The organism is Pelagicoccus enzymogenes (genome assembly GCF_014803405.1).
Lineage (GTDB): Bacteria > Verrucomicrobiota > Verrucomicrobiia > Opitutales > Opitutaceae > Pelagicoccus > Pelagicoccus enzymogenes.
The window spans coordinates 1-17,504 of record NZ_JACYFG010000038.1; the positions used below are offsets into that span (position 1 = coordinate 1).

Below are 17,504 nucleotides of genomic sequence, written 5' to 3' on the forward strand. Positions count from 1 at the left end.
CATTCGTCATCCCGGCCATGAACGAGGAAGCCACCTTGGGCCCCCTCTTCGAAGGCATACGCTCCCAGACCCGCAAGCTCGGCAAGCGCCTGGAAGTCGTCTTCGTCGACGACGGCAGCACCGACTCCACCTGGCAGCGCATGCGCGACATCGCCGACGCCTTCCCCGAGGAGGTCAAGGCCGTCAGGATGCGGGCAAACGTCGGCAAGGCTCGCGCCCTCGCCGTCGGATTCGAGCGGGCCACCGGAGACGTCGTCTTCACCATGGACGCCGACCTGCAGGACGATCCCGTGGAGATACCCCGCTTCCTCCAGAAGCTCGCCGAGGGCTACGACCTGGTCTCCGGATACAAGCAGACCCGCCACGACCCCTGGCACAAGGTCCTGCCCAGCCGCGTCTTCAACAAGATGGTCTCCAAGCTCAACGGAGTCGAGCTGCACGACCACAACTGCGGCTTCAAGTGCTACCGCTCAGAGGTCGTCAAGGCCGTCAAGCTGCAGGGGGAGATGCACCGCATGATCCCCTGCCTCGCATCCATCGAGGGATACCGCTGCGCCGAGATCGTCGTCACCCACCACGCGCGCCAGCACGGCGTCTCCAAGTACGGGGTCAAGCGCTTCGCTCGCGGGTTCTTCGACATGCTCACCGTGCACTTCCTCAAGAACTACAAGGACCGCCCCCTGCACCTCTTCGGAGGACTCGCCGCCGTCGTGCTAGCCGTAGGCATCGGCGCCTTCACCTTGAGCGCCTGGCTCGCCTTCCAGCAGGTTGAGGGCGCCCTTTCCCTGGTGGCCGGCTCCGCAGCGCTCATCGCCGCCTGCCCCATCCTGCTCGCGCTCGGATTCACCAACGAACTCCGCATCTCCGGCAAGGGAGGGGAAGCAGAATCCCCCGTGGGCGAAGTGGTCGACGCGGCTCAACCCAGAAATCGCGCCCACAAGCGCAGCACCCATCGCAGCGAGACCTACGTCGGCTACCATCGCTGAAGGGCGCCTAAGCGCCCGCACCCTGACCCGCGCCGGCCCCCCAACCTTTTCACAGATCAGATGGTATAGACGGCGTCGGGGACTAGCTATCCCCGGCGCCAAACCCGTCCCTACCATCTTTTCAACTACACCATCTCTCAGTCATGAAAAACACCATCCTTGTGCTCTGCGCGAGCTTCCTCGCCAGCGTCTCGCTGCACGCACAGCAAGAAACGATCGAGCTCGACCTCCCCCTCATCATCGACCTCGTAGAGAACCAAAACATCGAGCTCGCCCAACAACGCGAAATCGCCCTCCAGTCCTGGGAAGCCCTCAAGCATGAAAAGTCGCGCCACCGCGTGCAAGCGGAGCTCCACCTCTCCTACACCCAGCGCAAAGCCTCCGAACTGGTCGGCGCCTCCAACGAGGAACCCGTCTACCAAACCATCGGCCCCTACCAAAAGAAAGACGCCAAAGCCTTCCTTTCCACCCCCCTTTGGGATCCCAACATCCGGGCCGACATCAAAGCCGCCCGCTCCCGTGCCGAAATCCAAGAGCTCACCCTTCAGCTCACCGAGGAGCAAACCCTCGCCACCGTCATCGACAGCTACTTCGACTTCATCAAATCCCGCGAAGCCGTGCATGCCGCCGAAGCCTCCATCCAGCGTTCCAGCGACCTGCTCTCCACCGCCCAAAACCTCTTTAAGGCAGGAGCCTCCGACAAGATCGACCTCATCCGGGCCGAGCTCAAGCTCGCCGACGACCGAGAGCTCCTTATCGAAACCCAAAAGACCGAAAACGAACTCCAGCTCCTGCTCAAACGTATGCTCGGCATTCCCTTCGAGCAAGGTCTGCACGTCAGCTCCCCCGAGCTTTGCTTCGACCTCGCCTACTTCGACGCCGAGGAGCTCTACCAACAAGCCCTCGCAAACCGCCCCGACTACCTCCGCTCCCTCGCCGAAATCGAAAAAAGCAAGCACCTGCGCCGCTCCGCCAAAACCATGCGCCACCCCTCTCTCGCCTTCTACGGCGAGTACGGCCTCGCCAACCAAGCCCTCAACGGCGGCACCGAATCCTCGGAATGGTCCGCCCTCTTCCTCGTCTCCATGCCCCTCTGGGATTCCAAGAAATCCGGCTCCAAAATCCGGACCGCCGAGTCCCAGCTCCGCTCCGCCGAACTCGAACGCCAACGCGTCGAGCTCGACCTCCAGAGGGAGATCGCCCAGCTCATCGCCCGCATCGACTCCCTCCAGTCCAAGATCCTCCTCTCCGACAAGAAACAAAGCCTCTCCCGCGAACGCTATCGCCTCTCCGCCATGCGCTTCGAGCAAGGCGTCGCCGACAACCAGGAAGCCGTGGAAGCCACCCTCCAGCTCTCCCTCAACGAGCTCAACCAAGCCAACACCCGCTACCTCTACCACCGCTCTCTTCTCCAGCTCATGGCCGCCCTCGGCGACACCCGCTCCCTCCTCGACTTAACCGTCTACCCCTAGTCCCGGTAGGAAGCGACCTTGCGTCGCGATTCGACCGCCCCAATCGCGGAGCAAGGCCGCTTCCCACAAAGAAATCCCGCTCCACCCCTCACCGCACAACTTACCGTCCCTCCTTTTCCCAACCAGTAAATCTTACAGCCCCCGCTCCATTCCCCATCTCCAAAAAACCACCAAAAACTTTTTATCCTACTAACTAACAGAGCCTTACCCAAAACACCCTCCATCTGGCACATCCCCTGCCACCCACAGAGCAGAAAGCCATTCTGATCTGTCATGAAAAACCGAAACACCGAAAACGACAAAGGAGGCGTCCTCATCGTGGGCTCCACCTACCCCCGCAGCCAAGACGACCACCAAGTCCCCTGGCTCCGCGAAACCGTCAATCGCACCACAGCCAAAGGCCGCCGCGTGCACGTGCTCGCCTCCAGCTTCCGCGGCGGAGCCGAGACGCCCATCGACGGCATCCCGGTCTTCCGCTTCCGCTACGCCCCCGCCGGCATGGAGACCATGACCCACGACGAAGGCGCCCCCAACAAAGCCCACGGCCTCCTCTGCCAACTGCTCGGCTTGCTCTACATCCTCTCCGGCACCCTCAAGGCCATCCGCCTCGCCACCCAGTACCGCTACGACATCATCCACGTGCACTGGCCCTTCCCTCACGGGGTCATGGGCTGGCTCGCCGCCCGCCTGACTGGAGCCAAGTACGTCGCCAACTGCCACGGTGCCGAGCTGGCCATGGGTCGCCAAAAGAAGTGGATCGCCCACGCCCTCGCCTTCTTCCTCCGCCGGGCCGACCGGATCATCTGCAACAGCAGCCACACCCGAGACGAGATCCTTAAGATTTCCGCCTGCCCCGCCACCATCATCCCCTACGGCTCCACCGTTAGGATCGACGCGCCTCAAGCCGCCGCACCTAGAGCCCCCGGTCACCCAATCCGCCTGCTCACCTGTGGCCGCCTCATCGAACGCAAAGGCGTCGACGTGTTGCTCTGCGCCCTGCCATTCCTTCTCCGTCGCCACAACGTGGTCCTCGACATCACCGGCAAGGGAGACATGGAGGAGGAGTGGAAAGCCCTCACTGACAAGCTTGGACTGGGCAACATCGTCACCTTCCACGGCTTCGTTTCCAACGAAAGGCTCAGCCAGCTCTACCGCGACTGCGACATCTACGTACACCCTTCCATCTTTGACAGCCGCGGCGACACCGAAGGCCTCGGCGTCGTGCTGATCGAGGCTCTCCTCAACCAAAAGCCGGTCGTGGCTTCTGAGGTTGGCGGCATCGTAGACGTCATCCACCACCTGCAAACCGGCGTCCTCGTTCCCGAAAACAATCCCGCCGAGCTAGCCGACGCCATCGAGCTGATCATTGACAAACCCGACCTCGCCGCTCGCCTCGCCGAAAGCGGCCGAGAATTCGCCCTCTGGCACTTCGACTGGGATCGCGTCATCGAAACGCTCGACAAGACCTACCTCGTCCTTTGCGAGAACAAGAACGAAGCGGACGACAACACCCCCTTCCCACCTTCCCCAAAAGACAAAAAGGCGCCGACCAAGAAGATTCTTACTACCCTCACCATCGCAGCCGCGGCAGGCTTTGGCGTCAGCAAGGCCGCTCCCGACTTTGCCCATCGCCTCGGCAGCAGCCTGCAAAACGCCACCCTAGCGCCCCTTGGCCTCGGCGTCGCTCTCTACCTCGTTTACCGCATCGTCAACAGCTTCGGCTGGGGCCTGACCATCAAGGCCCTGCGCCGCCCCGTCAGCCTCGCCCAGTCCTCCAAGACCTGGCTCATCTCGGAAGCCCTGCGCTGGCTGCCGGGACAAGTCTGGGCCTACGCCGGTCGCGTCACCCAATCCTCCAAGCTGGGCATGAACAAAACCTTCTGCGCCGCCAGCATCTCCATCGAACTCGTCCTCACCGTCATCGCTTGGGCCACCGTAGCGGCCGGAGGCCTGACCGTTTGGGGCGCCAAGATAAACCTCCTCGACTACCTTTCCTCGTCCGCCCTCGTCTTCAGCAGCTGCGCGAGCCTCCTCCTAACCGCCAGCGCCGCCCTGTTCTTGATGAAACGTCCTGAAAGCGCCCTCGTTCGCAAGATCACCAAGCTTTTTGGCGATATAAAAAGCGCGCTCGCTTGCCGTCCCTCCTGGTCGGGATTGCTTGCCGTAACTGCTTTCTACGTCGCCCTATGCGTTTTCAACGGAATCTCATTCTGGTTCATCGCCCAGAGCCTGAGCGCCGCACCTCTCTCCCTGCCCGCCGTTATCGGAGTCAACGCCGCCGGCTGGCTCGCTGGATTTCTCTCCTTCGGAGCCCCCGGAGGACTCGGAGCGCGAGAAGCGACCATCGTCGCCCTCCTCGCCCCCATCATGGAACTGGAAACCTGCATCGCCGCCACCGTGATCTGGCGCTGTGCCCAAATGGCCATCGAGCTAGCCGTCCTCGGACTCTACCTCGTCCCGCTGCCCTCGCTCAAAACTGCCAACTCCAGCCCTGCTCCAAGCCATGAAGTTTCCCAGCCTGACCAAAAAGTCGCTGCTTGAAGCCCTGCTGCGCTTCGCAAAGGAAAACCTCTGGATCATCGCCTGCCTCGCTATCACAATCGCGGTGTGCGTGGCCCTCTTTTGGTCCGTCGTGGTTCCCTCCTACCAATCACCCATCAACCGCACCTACACCTCCGGCTTCGGCTACGCCAAGCTGAAACGCCAGATGGGCAGCCCTTTCGAGGTAGCCACCGCAACCGTCGAAAGCCGACGTATCCAAAAAGCGATACTGGGGGAAGGATTCGTCAGCAGCCAAACCGTGCTCGTCCCAGTCATCCCCATGGACCGTATCCTCTCCGTGCACGTGGAAGAAGGACAACACATCAAGAAGGGCGACCTCCTTGCCGTCATCGATTCCCGCAAGGCCGACATCAAGCTCAAGTCTGCCCAGCTCGCCCTACGCACCGCGGAGGCCGAACTGGAACGCGTGCTCATCGGCTCCGCCTACGTGCTCGCCCAAGAACGGCCCGAAGCGGACCAGATCGAAGTCGACGCCGTCAATCGCGATCTCGAGCTGCTCAAGTCCAAAGAGGCTATCTACGCCGAACTGGTCGCGAACGGAGCCTTCCCCAAGATCAAGCTGCTCGACCTGCAACGCCAAATCGCCGAAGTGGAAAAGCGCCTCAAGGAAGGCCAGTTCTACTTGGGCATGTCCACCAAAGGCCAAGAGAAAAGCCGCACCATCGCTCGTAACGCTATCGAAGACGCCCAAAACGCACTTACCCAACGCGAGCTGGAACTGGAGAACTACCGCATCTACGCCCCCATCGACGGCATCGTGGAACGCGTCCTCATCCAACCAGGCGAATACAACCAGGACAGCGGCAAGCCGGCCTTCGTGCTCATCGCCGATATGTGGTTCGAAGCCCACGTCGACCAGTCCGCCCTCACCATGATCCAAGAGGGCGACCAAGCTCGTATCCACCTCGAAGCCTACGCCGGCGCCCCCTTCAAGGCTCACGTATCCAAAATCATCCCTATCGTCAGCTACAGCCTGGGCGGGCCGGAAACCAACCGTCCCATCCGCCCCAGCGGCACCGGAGCTCCCGAATGGCCCGCCACCTTCAAAGTTCGTCTCGCCATCGACCCGACCGAACGCCGAGGCATAGCTCCCGGCCTCACCGGCTTCGCCCGCATCACCTCCACCCGCACCACCCTCGCCGTGCCCACGCCAGCCATTCTCTCACGGTCATCAGGATCTGGATACGCCTACACCATCGACAAAGAAAACCATGTTACCAAGCTGCTGATCTCCCGCGGCGTTACCGACAACGGTTGGACCGAAGTAGTGGAAGGCTTGCAGGAAGGACAAACCGTAATCGTCTCCGGCCACGAAACCTTGCAGGAAGGCGACGCCATCGAAGTGGTTCAATGAGGCGGCTCCTCCAGATCTGGCAACGCTTGCCCGCGTTCCTGCGACGCCCGCACCTGCCCTTCATCGGGACCCTTGCTTGCGGTTCCTTCAGCATCGCACTCGCCTTGGGAGCCATCCACTTCCCCTGGCTCTCCGTCCCTACGCCCGCCGCGTCCCTGCCTTCCTACCATGACGCCTCCATCGTGAGCGAGGACGCACCCGTCACCAATGTATTCAAAATTTCCTACGCCCTCCTGTTTCTTTCCACTCTCTGGATCATCGGACTCGGCCCAAAAAAATGGCAAAAGCGAGCCACCGGCCTCATCTGTTTCGCCCTCACCATCCTGCTCTTCGCCTTTCCCTACTCCGTCTGGCAAATCGACTCTCACTTCTCGGCTCGCGCCCAATGGCTGCAAAACCAGCATTACCACCTCACTTGGCTGGGTGGCGACATCTTCACCCGGCAAATGGAAACTTTCGAGGACGACAACTTGGTCGTCTACGTCGTCGACCCGCCCCGCGAAGCCAACGTCGTCAAGATTCCCCTCTCCCTTCCCTCGCTCTTCCAACTCGGACAAATCGCCGAAATCCAAACCTGGCTGGGCTACACCTCTTCCTTCCACCAATTCATATCCAAAGGCTGGATACTCGCTAACCTTAGCTTTTGCCTGCTCCTACTCTTTCTCTTCCGCAGCAAAGGCACGCTCGACCTCCCTCTCGTCCGCTACGCCCTGAAGGTAAGCATCTCCAGCTTCACCCTGCTCTGCGTGCTGGGAATCCTACCCATCGCCCACACCGCCTACCAGATGGGCAAAGCCCACGAGGCCCTGCTCGACGCCGACTACGGTCAAGCCTACGGCCGCATGGAACGAGCCACTTGGAGCATGCCCATCATTCGCGAAGACTCTCGCTTCTTCATGCAAAAAGGCCTCATCGCCTACCGACTCGGACTCACCCTCCCGGAAGCCGACTACTACCGCGCCAGCGTGCTCGAAGCCGACGGATTCTATCAACAAGCCGAAGCGCTCTACCAAGAGATTCTGCAATTCAACGGTTCCCGCGCCGACGTGCGCCGCGAATGCCTGCGTGCCATTGCCCGTGCCGCGGTCTACGACATGAACACCCAGCAGTTCGAGCTCGCCGAAAACAAGTTCCGCAAAGTGCTCGCTTGGGATCCCACCGACCTCAAGTCCAACTACTCCCTGCAAATGGTCCTGCAGCGCAAACGCGACGCGGAAAGCATCGCTGCCCTCACCGCGACCATGCGCCGCATCTACCAAGACTTCGCGGCCAAAAACAAAGCCCCCGTCCTGCAAAACGCGGAACGCAATTTGGAATTCGCCACCTACGATCTCCCTGGAGAAGTCGTCTATGAACAATAGCAAGACGCGCTCTTTTCGCCTTTGGCTCTTCACCGGCCTCCTGCTCGCAACGCTCATCGGACTGGGCTCCTATGTGGTCGCCCAAGCCCTCTTTTCCTATCGCCCCCAACCCGTCGCCACCGAGTGGAATGCCCAGTGGATCAAAGCAAAGGGAGGCGGCCTCTACTCCGGAGCCTTCCGCAAGGACATCTTTCTCACCTCTGAAGTATCGCGAGCTTGGATACGCGTCGCAGCCAAGGATGCCTTCGAGCTAGTCGTAAACGGCGACACCGCCACCCGCTCCTACCTCTGGCGCCCGACTCGCCCCTTCCAAAACGGACTCTCCGAATATGGCCAACGCCTCAATTTCAGCGCCCCGCTGTTGGCTCTCAACTTCCCCCGCGAGTATCAATGGATTGGGCACAAGGAGTATATGGTTCCCGCCTACATCGACGTTACCAACAAGCTCAACAAAGGACGCAACGCCATCAGCATCCTCATTGAAAGCCGCAAGGCCGATGCCTGCGCCATCTTGGAGGGAGAAATCCTGCTCAACACCGGTGAAGTCATTCGTCTGCAAACCGACTCCAGCTGGCACGCCTGGCAAACCGCTCCCGCCACCACCGAGCTCGATTGGATGAACCCCAATCAACTCCCACCAGAAGGCGGAGTCAGCGTCATCGAAGAAAACGCTCCCAATTGGTTCTACCGCACCCTACCCGAAGAAATTTTCAGCGAACCCTTTCGCCCGGAGATCATCAGTCCGTCCCTCAACGAAGACCGGATCTCCTTCACCTACGAAAAGGTTTGGGAGATCGAAAACGACGTATCCACCGCCTGGATGCGCATTCTTACCAATCGCAATATCGACCTCTTCGTCAACGACCGCCGCGTCAATACCGATACCTACGGCAGCAATGACTACACCATGGGCGAATGGGCAATCGGCTCGCAAAAAGCTCTCGACCCGTCGGCTCGTCCTTCCTTGCTCGACCCCGACGAAGTGGGACACGTCTACGCCGGCAAGAAGTTCACCAACCCCCGCCACTCGGACCCCACCGTCAACGATTTCCACCGCTACGAAAACACGCTCAACAAAACCGGCGAAAGCCCCAGCAAAGCCGGCCAGGCCCCCGCAACCAACCCCCTCTTCAACGAACGCCAGCAGATCAACCCGAACGCCGGAACATTCGCCGACTACCTACCGGGAGGACGCGCCCCCGAAGCCCTCACCCGCAACCGAGAAGACTACCAATTCATCGGCTTCGACCTCAGCAGCCTCCTCCATCCGGGACGCAACACCGTCAAGATCCGCCTCAACCCCAAAGACACTGCCTTGCGCCTAAATTGGCTCCCCAGCCTCGCCCTCGACGCAGCGGCGACTGACCGACAAGGCCGCAGCTCCCGCCTGCAAAGCGACGAAACTTGGCTCGTCTCAACCGGCACCCTTGCCAGTGCACGCTTCGTATCAACCCGCAGCGCCATCACCAGCGCCATCCAACTTCCCTCCATAAAGTACCGTGGCTTCATCTATCATCAAGGAGACAAGCTGCTGGCTTGGTTCACTCTCGCTCTCGTTGTCGCTCTGGTGGTGGGCGCTTCGCTTGTATTCAGTTTTTGGAAACAGGATATCAACGACGAATCCCTCTCTTACCTCTCACGCTACCAGCTGCTCTTTCCCACCTCCATCCTCCTCGGCATCGTCATGCTGCGCATCTCTTGGGTCGAGCGCTTCGAGTGGGTTTGGCTGCACTACCCGTGGATCTGGCTCGCCGGAGCCGTGGCAGCCACCCTCGCCCTCGGCCTCGGAACCATCCGCGTGCGCCGCATCCTGCGCGACGATCTGCCGCAAAAGCGACGCGGCCGCATGCTCGTCACCCTCGTCCGCACACTCCCCAACAGCAGGTATTGGAAGTTCATCATCTTCGCCCACCTGCTGCTCGCCTTCGCCCTACGAGCTTACCACATCGATTTCCAAACCATCGACGACGACGAGTACGCCTCCATCCAAGCCTCCCTCGCCATCGCCGAAAAAGGCGTGCCTGAATACACCGCCGACGTCTGGTACACCCGCAGCCCCCTTTACCACTACCTTTCGGGATTCTTCATCTGGATTTTCGGCCCCAACATCTGGGTGCTTCGACTCCCGATGGTCCTCTTCGGAGTCGCCACCACTTGGCTCTGCTACCACTCGTGCAAGCACCTGCTCGGTTCAGCCTGGCTTGGCATCGCCGCCATGCTGCTCTACGCCTTCCACCCCTTCCTCATCTTCAGCTCCCACATCGCCCGCTTCTACCAGCAGCAGCAATTCTTCGCCCTGCTGACCGCCTACTTCTTCTGCAAAGGCTTCGTCAGTGGAGCACAAGAAATGAAGTACCGCTACTACACGCTGTGGTGCTTCCTCGCCGCCATCCTTTCCCAAGAACTGAGCGTTGTCATTGGATTCCAATTACTTTTTGGCTATCTGCTCTTCGCCAAGCGAAAGCCTATGAGCGACGAGCTACGCACCTTGGTCATAGCCGTCTGCGTGGTAGCCCTGACCGCCATCGACATCATCGTCTTCCAAACCCGCACCCTCACCCGCACGGAAGGGATTTCGCCCAATGTCGAAGCCACCCTCTCGCCCAATTTCTCCAGCCCGATGAACTACCTCTCGGTCTTCTTTTCCTACTCCCGCCTGCACCTTTCCCTCAGCGTGCTCTTCTTTCTCGGCCTACCCCTCGCCTTCAAGAATGGCAACCGCAACGTGCTCGCCATGTACTACATGATGTTCTCGGGCGTCATCTTCACCAACTTGCTCGTTACCGCCGATAGCCTTCGTTACCAGTATTGGATCATCCCGCTCTGGATCATGCTCGGCCTCTATTGCGTCAAAGCCATCCTGGACTACCTCGATACCTTCAGCCTGCAAAAAGTCCGCGGAAAATTCCGTCTCGGCCGCACGCGTATCCTGATTTCCACTATCGTCTTCACCGCTATCTTCATTTCCTGGTCGCCCTGGCGAATCCCCGGCTCCTACGATACCAAGATCCTCGGCGACGCGTCAGGTGCTTTTCAATACATTCGTACGCACATGCGACCGACCGATCGCGTCGGCGCCACCGAACCGCACCCTCACGGCATCCTACTAGAGACGGGGCGGGCCGACTACGACATCGCCATGCCGCTGCTCTACGACTTCGTCTACCTCACCGAAGGCCAGCTACGCGACCGCAACGCCGACGCCCTCGTAGTCTCCACCGTGGAACAGCTGCAGTCCGAATTCGCCAAGCACGACCGCGTTTGGATCGCCATCAACCGCGAGAAATTCCGCTCCCGCGGCAAGAACCTCCGCTGGGAATACCCCGGAGCCCGCGCCGAGCTTTTCCTCCGCCAGCAATGCTCCATCGAGTACCAAAGCTACCTCTGGACCGTCTTCCTCTGGGACGCCAACCGCGCCAACTACAAAGCCTTCCGCCAAAACTGGAACCGCTGAGGGCGACTCTCTGATAACGAAGTTTGACAATTTTCGTCATAACGTCAGCCTGCTGTCATGAACGTTTCGCTGACGCCAGAGCTCGAGAAATGGGTACAAGACAAAGTGCAGTCTGGATTATACAGCTCCTCGTCAGAAGTCGTCAGAGATGCCTTGAGAGTCTTGCATCAATTTGAGGCGGAACGAGCCAGGAAACTCTCCACGCTCCAGTCCGAAATTCAAGTCGGCCTCGAGCAACTCAAGGCAGGTAAATCAAAACCCATGGACTCAACCCTGATGAAACGCATCAAAGCTCGCGGCAGAGAACGTTTGAATGGCTAAGAAGCTCGTCATCTCCGAGGAAGCGGAATCGGACCTCGAAGACATCTGGGACTACATTGCGATGGACAGTCCCCTCAAAGCAGATCGTTTCATCGACCAACTTTTTCGCAAATGCCTGGACCTGTCCGAACTTGACGGGGTCGGACGCCAAAGAAACGAACTTTATCAAGGATTGCTCAGCCTCCCGCACAAGAAATTCGTGATCTTCTTCACACGCGAAAAATCGAAGGTGAACATCGTTCGCATCCTCCGTGGATCGAGAGACCTAGACCCATTATTCGAAGACGGGTGAAGTCATCCGCCGGGCAACACCAAAAGGCGCCTCTACACATAAGCCCAACGACGGAACTGATTCCCTAAAACACTAATTTCCTATACTTCGCCGAAGGCATCTCCTAGCTTGCCCGGCGATGTACAAGCTCCGGTCCTACCAGCAGCAAGCTGTTGACAGCACCCTCAACCACTTCCGAAGAAAACGCACCCCCGCGGTCATCGTTCTGCCCACGGGAGCAGGCAAGAGCCTCGTCATCGCCGAGCTGGCCAAGATCGCTCAAGGACGCGTCCTGGTGCTGGCCCACGTCAAGGAGCTGGTGGAGCAAAACCACTTGAAGTACGAGAGCTACGGCCTGCAAGCCGGCATCTACGCCGCGGGCCTCAACCAGAAGGACAGCACGCAAAAGGTCATCTTCGGCAGCATCCAATCCGTCGCCAATGCGGAGCCCGACTTCTTCAAGGACTTCACCTTGCTCGTCATCGACGAGTGCCACCGCGTCGGGCTCGAACCGGACAGCCAGTACGCCCAAGTCATCAAGCAGCTCAAGCTGAACAACAGCCGCATCTGCATCCTCGGCCTCACCGCTACGCCCTATCGCCTCGGTCTGGGCTGGATCTACAACATCGCCCTGCGCGGCGAAGTGAAGACAACCGAGATGCGCTTCTTCAAGCACTGCATCTACGAGCTCCCGCTGGAGTACATGATTCGCAACCGCTACCTGACACCTCCCGTCAAGGTCGACATCCCGGTCACCTCCTACGACTTCTCCGAGCTCACAGAAAACGGTCAAAGCTACACCATGGCCCAGCTGGAAGAGGTCCTGCAGCAACAGCGACGACTCACTCCGCTCATCATCAAAAACATCGTCGACATCACGGAAAGCTACCATCGCCAAGGCGTCATGATCTTCAGCTCCACCGTGAAGCATGCCCGCGAGATCTTGGAAAGCCTCCCGCAAGGACAAGCCCGCCTCGTGATCGGGGAAACCGAAGACAGCGATCGCGACCAAATCGTAGAAGCCTTCAAGCGCCGCGAGTTCAAGTACCTCGTCAACGTCTCCGTTCTCACCACCGGCTTCGACGCCGCCCACGTCGACGTGATCGCCATCCTGCGCCCCACCGAATCCATCAGCCTCTACCAACAAATCATCGGCCGTGGTCTTCGTTTGGATACAAACAAGAAGGATTGCCTAGTGCTCGACTACACCGGCATGGGCCACAGCATCTTCAGTCCGGAGATCGGAGAAAAGAAGCCCGCCGCTGAATCCGTTCCCGTGCAAGTGCCCTGTCCCGAATGCGGATTCATCAACGACTTCTGGGGAACCGTCGACGCGGACGGCAACGTCATCGAGCACTTCGGACGCAAGTGCCGCGGCGGTAAGCAAAATCCGGATACCTACGAATTCATTCCCTGCGGCTTCCGTTTCCGCTTCAAGCTCTGCGAGCAATGCGGTGCCCAAAACGACATCTCCGCCCGCGAGTGCAACCGTTGCGGCGACCTGCTCATCGACCCCGACACCAAGCTCAAGCAAGCCAAGCTCTCCAAGGACGCCCACGTGCTCACCCCCGACTCCATCGAAATGCTGGAGCGCCAGGACAAAAACGGGAACGCCTACCTGCAAGTCCGCTACTACGACTACGACGCCCGCTACCTCTCCGAAAACCACTACCTCAACAATCAGACCAGCCTGAAGAAGTTTAATATCAACTTCCTCCGCTCGCATCTGAAGAAGCCCGAACTGAAACTTGATATAAGATCGGTCGACGAAGTCCTGCAGATGCAACCCCTGCTCCGCATGCCCGCCTTCGTCATCGGCCGCAAGCAAGGCAAGTTCTGGAAGATCACCGAAAAGATCTTCAGCGAAGAGCTGAGATAGATCTGCCCGCCGTGGGAAGCGGCCTTGCGCCGCGATTCCCCCTACCCCAAACGCAGCGAGCGCATCTTCTCCGCCCGCCAGATGTTGAGCAAGGAACCATAGTCCTCGTCCTTCGTCTTGGTGGTGATCACATAGTCGAACTCCGGCCAAAGCTTCACCTCGCCCTTAGCGGTTTCGATGCGACGCGCAATCTCCGCTTCGTCGTCCTTGCCGCGACCGCGCAAGCGCTCGCGCACCACCTCCAAGTCAGGCGGCAAGATGAAGACCGTCACCAAACGCTTGGACAAGAGCTCGTCCTGCTCCGCCGCCGCCTTGATATTGGCCACGCCTTGCACGTCCACGTTCATCACGATGTCGATATGATGATCGAGCTTATCTTGTATCGATTTCTTCAATACTCCGTAACGATTGGTGTGAACCTTGGCCCACTCCAGAAAGGCTCCCGTCTCGATCGCCCGGTCAAACTGGCCGTCGTCCAAAAAGTGGTAATCCACCCCGTCCACCTCGCCCTCGCGCGGCTGGCGCGTGGTGCAAGTCACCACCCGCTCCACATTGTCGAGCTCGTCCACCATGCGTTCGCAAAGCGTGGTCTTGCCGCTGCCAGCCGGACCAGCGAGCACTAACAACAGGGAAACGTCTTCTTGAGGTGCATTCATCAAATAAAAACAATATTGGGAGCCTCTCTTTTTGTAGGAGCGTGCTTGTCACGCGATAGCGTTGCCAAATCAAGGCGCCGTCATCGCGTGACAAGCACGCTCCCACATCGGAAAGTGTATTAAAAAGTAAAGGCCACGCCCGAGAGCAACAGACCGTAAACGGCTGCGACCATGGCCAGCGACTTGCCGCGCGATTCCTGGGCAAAGGCCCAACCAAAAAAGTCGCGCAAGCGAAATGGGGCGTAGGCCAAGTAGAGAGAGAGGGCGATGCCGATGTAAACCGGAACCACCATCAACAAACGCAGCGGCTCCTCGTAGCGCATCCAAGCGCTGTCCACCAGCATGTCCGCAAAAAACAGATACAAGATACAGCTCGCCCGTACGGAGAGGAAATCCGCCGCGTACTTGAAGCTCAAGACCCCTAGGATGCCGAAACCGATCAGGATGTATTGCTTGTAGTCGCCGTAGTCCATGGAGCCGAGGTGCCACACCTTCCAGCCGGTCCACGCCATGGCCAGGATCATCAGCACCTTGCCCGCCTGCTCGGAACGAGGAAAGTTGCGGGCCATCGCCGCAGCGGAGCTGTACTTGAGCAGCAGGCTACCGCCAGCGGCGAGCAGCAAGAGCCCGAAAAAGAGGGACGATTGGGTGAGGCTAAGTTCCACGGTGAGATGAGAAAAGGTTTAGGCGTCGACCCCGGCAAGCACCAAGTCGCCGTAGACCGTACTCGCGGTGGCGCGGTTGATCTTCATGTCCACCAGCTGGCCGATCAGGCGCTCGTTGGCGTCGAAGATCGCGTTGCGGTAGCCCCGCGTCTTGCCCACGAACTTGTCCCCCTTCTTGGCCGGACCTTCGATGAGCACTTGCTCGGTCTTGCCCACCAGTCCTTCGTTGCGGGCCAAGGAACTCTTGTGCAGCAAGTCGAGCAGCACCTGGTTGCGACGCTCCTTCTCCTCCTGCGGGATCTGGTCGGGCATCACTTCCGCGGGCGTACCAGTACGGATGCTGTACTTGAAGATGTAGGCCATGTCGAAGGCGATGTCGTCGAAGAAGGCGGCCGTTTCCGCGAAGTCCGCTTCCGTTTCGCCCGGGAAGCCCACGATGATATCGGTGGAAAAATACATGCTCGGCACCACCGCCCGCAGCGAATCCACGATCTCGCGGTAGCGCTCCTTGGTGTAGGGACGGTTCATCGCACGCAGCGTCTTGTTGCAGCCAGCCTGCAGCGGCAGGTGCACGTACTCGCACAGCTTGGAAAGGTCGCGGTAGGCCTCCACGAGGTCCTGCTTGAAGCCGCGCGGGTGCGGCGAGGTGAAACGGATCCGCTCGATGCCCTTCACGTCTTGGATCTTCTCGAGGAGCTGCACGAAGGGGGACTTGCCGCCCACCACCGGAAATTCGCGGCGGCCGTAGCTGGTCACGATCTGGCCGAGCAAGGTCACTTCCTTGACGCCGCTCTCCGCCACGCGGGTGACTTCGTCCACGATCTCCTCGATGGGACGCGCCCGCTCGCGGCCGCGGGTTTTCGGCACGATGCAGAAGGCGCAGTTCATGTTGCAGCCCTGCATGATGGAAACGAAGGCGCTGACCTGACCCTTCTTGCCGATGTGGTCGCGAATGGTGTTCTGCGAACCTTCCTCCTCATCCAAATCGACGATGGAGCTGGGACGCGGACCTTGGCCGTTGAGGCTCTGGATCAAGTTGTCCAAATGGTCCGGCACGCGGTGAAACTTCTGGGTTCCCACCACCAAATCGAGGTCCGGCAATCGGTCCACGAGGGTGGAACCGTGGTTCTGGGCCATGCAGCCCATCACGCCGAGGACGAAGTTCGGGTTCTCCTTTTTCTTCTTCTTGAGGTAGCCCGCCTTGCCAATAGCCTTCTGCTCCGCCTGGTCGCGCACGCTGCAAGTGTTGAGCAGCACAACATCTGCATCATGTTCAGTATCAACGATGCTGTACCCGCGATTGCGGAGGTCGGAAGCGACTTGCTCGCTGTCCCGCTCGTTCATCTGGCAGCCGTAGGTCTTGATGTATACGCGATTCATGGTGGAAAAGAACCCAAACGCCATAGAGGCGACAGGATTTAGGTCAATCCTAGAGCGAGGGACGCGAGGAGGGACCGGTGAATGTGCCGGCTTCCAGCCTCGGTACCACCCGGTCCGCAACCGGAATCCGCGCCCTCCTTACCCTTTCTGCTCAACCGCTTCCGGCTGATAAGGCTGCGAACGCGGCGGCTTGCCCTGGTTGGCATTGATCATCTGCTGCACCGCGAAGGCGATCCCGCTGGCCAAGAGAACGCTGCCCAAGACCGCGGCCACTACCCATTTCCCGTTTTTCTTGTTTCCCATATCGGCGTAGCATTCAGCGAAAGAAATCTAGCGGATCAACCCAATTACCCTAAAAGCTGGTCTCATTAAAATCCCCTTCGCTTTCGTCTGAATAAACCGTCTTGAAAACAATCGTCCCCGACTCCGGTCCCGTAAACTCAATCGCACCTCTAACCGCCACTGGTAAAGCTTGTTCGACCAGGAGGGCCAGTTGCCAGATATCGGTATCCACGGTCTCGCCAGTGGCTAAGTCCCTCAACCTTACAGACCCCAAGTCGAATCGAATCTCCCCTGCGTTCAGATCCGTCCGATCGTAGGCAATGCCAAAAAAGAACGACATCTCGAGGCCATCTTCAACTTCCACGTAGCTGCCGTAAAACCGGTTCTCCTCCGGTCTTGGACTCAATACCAGCTCATCTTCGAGTTCGATCCAAAGCTGTTGTAGCACCTCCTCTGGCACCAAACGTGGGGCAAACGCTGGAACGTAGCTGATCCTAGCAAAGACAGGCCGCCGCTTATCTACCATCATCGAAGAGCTGACTTCCTCACCAAAGTTTTCCCCGAACTCCGGTTCGCCGCCCGTAAACCCGTCGCGCAAATCCGTGGCCCAATCGACACGATAAGCCAGATTAGGCTCTACCGGCACCGAAACGGTCCAAATGTAGAAGCCCGGCAACCCTTCTGTTCTGCTCAAAGTCCCCTCAGCTGGAAGTGTCCCGCCCAGTGAAAAATGACAAGCTGCCCCAAGTAAAAACAAGATCCCCAAGAACCTGAGGCGCAATTTATAAACCTGAGCGCTTTTTTTGCTCATAAGATTAAGCATTTGCCCCTTGGGCATCCCGCTAGCAAGCGAAGATTCCT

At 59.3% G+C, this 17,504-nt stretch carries 14 protein-coding genes; 9 read left to right on the top strand and 5 right to left on the bottom strand.

All coding sequences use genetic code 11. From position 1 onward, the window contains the following. The 9 genes from IEN85_RS14805 to radD all read left to right on the top strand — a co-directional run. The coding region (locus IEN85_RS14805; RefSeq protein WP_191617877.1) for a glycosyltransferase family 2 protein at positions 1 to 986 on the top strand (986 nt) is incomplete at its 5' end. 143 nt (positions 987 to 1,129) lie between these two features. Beyond that, positions 1,130 to 2,458, top strand: a complete 1,329-nt coding sequence (locus IEN85_RS14810; RefSeq protein ID WP_191617878.1) for a TolC family protein — start codon at positions 1,130 to 1,132, stop codon at positions 2,456 to 2,458. Positions 2,459 to 2,731: 273 nt separating this feature from the next. Further along, positions 2,732 to 4,999 (top strand): glycosyltransferase, encoded by a 2,268-nt coding sequence (locus IEN85_RS14815; RefSeq protein ID WP_191617879.1) that lies wholly within the window; start codon positions 2,732 to 2,734, stop codon positions 4,997 to 4,999. Further along, positions 4,962 to 6,374: an HlyD family secretion protein gene (locus IEN85_RS14820; protein ID WP_191617880.1), complete on the top strand. Its 1,413-nt coding sequence runs from the start codon at positions 4,962 to 4,964 to the stop codon at positions 6,372 to 6,374. Before IEN85_RS14815 ends, IEN85_RS14820 begins: the two co-directional genes overlap by 38 nt. Continuing rightward, complete coding sequence (locus IEN85_RS14825) at positions 6,371 to 7,735, top strand: hypothetical protein (protein ID WP_191617881.1); 1,365 nt, start codon at positions 6,371 to 6,373, stop codon at positions 7,733 to 7,735. Before IEN85_RS14820 ends, IEN85_RS14825 begins: the two co-directional genes overlap by 4 nt. Then, positions 7,725 to 11,189 carry an ArnT family glycosyltransferase gene (locus tag IEN85_RS14830; RefSeq protein ID WP_191617882.1) on the top strand — a complete coding sequence of 1,155 codons (3,465 nt, stop codon included), beginning with the start codon at positions 7,725 to 7,727 and terminating at the stop codon, positions 11,187 to 11,189. The genes IEN85_RS14825 and IEN85_RS14830 overlap by 11 nt, the downstream gene beginning before the upstream one ends. Before the next feature lie 57 nt (positions 11,190 to 11,246). Further along, positions 11,247 to 11,510 carry a type II toxin-antitoxin system ParD family antitoxin gene (locus IEN85_RS14835; RefSeq protein ID WP_191617883.1) on the top strand — a complete coding sequence of 88 codons (264 nt, stop codon included), beginning with the start codon at positions 11,247 to 11,249 and terminating at the stop codon, positions 11,508 to 11,510. Then, the gene (locus tag IEN85_RS14840) at positions 11,503 to 11,802 is read left to right on the top strand and encodes a type II toxin-antitoxin system RelE/ParE family toxin (protein WP_191617884.1); all 300 of its coding nucleotides are present in this window, start codon (positions 11,503 to 11,505) and stop codon (positions 11,800 to 11,802) included. The genes IEN85_RS14835 and IEN85_RS14840 overlap by 8 nt, the downstream gene beginning before the upstream one ends. A 118-nt stretch (positions 11,803 to 11,920) precedes the next feature. Further along, positions 11,921 to 13,660 (top strand): DNA repair helicase RadD, encoded by a 1,740-nt coding sequence (gene radD, locus IEN85_RS14845; protein WP_191617885.1) that lies wholly within the window; start codon positions 11,921 to 11,923, stop codon positions 13,658 to 13,660. Positions 13,661 to 13,701: 41 nt separating this feature from the next. Here radD and gmk read toward each other — a convergent pair whose 3' ends face one another. The 5 genes from gmk to IEN85_RS14870 all read right to left on the bottom strand — a co-directional run bounded on the left by gmk (position 13,702) and on the right by IEN85_RS14870 (position 17,454). After that, the gene (gmk, locus tag IEN85_RS14850; RefSeq protein WP_191617886.1) at positions 13,702 to 14,316 is read right to left on the bottom strand and encodes a guanylate kinase; all 615 of its coding nucleotides are present in this window, start codon (positions 14,314 to 14,316) and stop codon (positions 13,702 to 13,704) included. Positions 14,317 to 14,435: 119 nt separating this feature from the next. Next, positions 14,436 to 14,981 (bottom strand): hypothetical protein, encoded by a 546-nt coding sequence (locus IEN85_RS14855; RefSeq protein ID WP_191617887.1) that lies wholly within the window; start codon positions 14,979 to 14,981, stop codon positions 14,436 to 14,438. Between the two features lie 18 nt (positions 14,982 to 14,999). After that, entirely contained in the window at positions 15,000 to 16,361 is a 1,362-nt protein-coding gene (miaB, locus tag IEN85_RS14860; protein WP_191617888.1) for a tRNA (N6-isopentenyl adenosine(37)-C2)-methylthiotransferase MiaB, read from the bottom strand. A gap of 138 nt (positions 16,362 to 16,499) precedes the next feature. After that, a complete protein-coding gene (locus IEN85_RS14865; protein ID WP_191617889.1) occupies positions 16,500 to 16,664 on the bottom strand; it encodes a hypothetical protein in 165 nt (54 codons plus the stop codon). 49 nt (positions 16,665 to 16,713) lie between these two features. Continuing rightward, positions 16,714 to 17,454: a ubiquitin family protein gene (locus IEN85_RS14870; RefSeq protein WP_191617890.1), complete on the bottom strand. Its 741-nt coding sequence runs from the start codon at positions 17,452 to 17,454 to the stop codon at positions 16,714 to 16,716. Positions 17,455 to 17,504: the final 50 nt, after the last annotated feature.

Excerpts from the sequence above, each read along its gene's own strand:
- miaB (WP_191617888.1), bottom strand. The coding sequence starts at position 16,361 with ATGAATCGCGTATACATCAAGACCTACGGCTGCCAGATGAACGAGCGG.
- IEN85_RS14865 (WP_191617889.1), bottom strand. The coding sequence starts at position 16,664 with ATGGGAAACAAGAAAAACGGGAAATGGGTAGTGGCCGCGGTCTTGGGC.
- IEN85_RS14810 (WP_191617878.1), top strand. The coding sequence starts at position 1,130 with ATGAAAAACACCATCCTTGTGCTCTGCGCGAGCTTCCTCGCCAGCGTC.
- IEN85_RS14870 (WP_191617890.1), bottom strand. The coding sequence starts at position 17,454 with ATGAGCAAAAAAAGCGCTCAGGTTTATAAATTGCGCCTCAGGTTCTTG.
- IEN85_RS14835 (WP_191617883.1), top strand. The coding sequence starts at position 11,247 with ATGAACGTTTCGCTGACGCCAGAGCTCGAGAAATGGGTACAAGACAAA.
- IEN85_RS14820 (WP_191617880.1), top strand. The coding sequence starts at position 4,962 with ATGAAGTTTCCCAGCCTGACCAAAAAGTCGCTGCTTGAAGCCCTGCTG.
- IEN85_RS14830 (WP_191617882.1), top strand. The coding sequence starts at position 7,725 with ATGAACAATAGCAAGACGCGCTCTTTTCGCCTTTGGCTCTTCACCGGC.
- gmk (WP_191617886.1), bottom strand. The coding sequence starts at position 14,316 with ATGAATGCACCTCAAGAAGACGTTTCCCTGTTGTTAGTGCTCGCTGGT.
- IEN85_RS14815 (WP_191617879.1), top strand. The coding sequence starts at position 2,732 with ATGAAAAACCGAAACACCGAAAACGACAAAGGAGGCGTCCTCATCGTG.
- IEN85_RS14825 (WP_191617881.1), top strand. The coding sequence starts at position 6,371 with ATGAGGCGGCTCCTCCAGATCTGGCAACGCTTGCCCGCGTTCCTGCGA.
- radD (WP_191617885.1), top strand. The coding sequence starts at position 11,921 with ATGTACAAGCTCCGGTCCTACCAGCAGCAAGCTGTTGACAGCACCCTC.
- IEN85_RS14840 (WP_191617884.1), top strand. The coding sequence starts at position 11,503 with ATGGCTAAGAAGCTCGTCATCTCCGAGGAAGCGGAATCGGACCTCGAA.